Source organism: Clavibacter lycopersici (genome assembly GCF_003576405.1).
Lineage (GTDB): Bacteria > Actinomycetota > Actinomycetes > Actinomycetales > Microbacteriaceae > Clavibacter > Clavibacter lycopersici.
The window spans coordinates 1-536 of sequence record NZ_QWGT01000524.1; the positions used below are offsets into that span (position 1 = coordinate 1).

At 76.7% G+C, this 536-nt stretch carries 1 pseudogene; it reads left to right on the top strand.

From position 1 onward, the window contains the following. Positions 1-536: pseudogene (locus DZG00_RS16345) on the top strand (hypothetical protein); the annotation flags it as partial.

Here is a 536-nt window from a genome sequence, read left to right on the forward strand (position 1 = left end):
CTCCGCGCAGCAGGCAATCGGCCGCGCCAACACCGCGGTGCTCGAGCTCGACAGCGTCGTCGACTCCCGCAGCGAGGACATCGACGTACTGCAGGCCGGATCCACCGTGCTGCTCGCCGACCGCGGCAGCTCGCGCCTCGACGTGGTCGACGACGCGACGAGCCGGGTGGTCGACACCGCGCCCCTGCCCGCGGGCGCCGAGGTCATGCTCGCCGGATCCCGCGCCGCGATCCTCGTGCCCGCCACCGGCCAGCTGTGGCTCGTGCCGGTCGCGGGCCTCTCCGCGTTCGACGCCGCGAGCGCGCCCACGCTGATCCTCGGCGCGGACGCCGTCGCGTCGATGGGCGACGACGGCACGCTCCTCGTGTACTCGGCCGCGACGGGGACGCTGTCGCGCATCCAGGCCGACACGGACGACACGGTGCGGGAGACGGTGGACGTGGGCCCCGTCGGAGCGCCGGCCGAGGAGGAGGCCGACGGGCTCGCCGACCCCGCCGCCGCGCTCGCGGGCGAGACCGTGCGGGCGGGGGACGCGG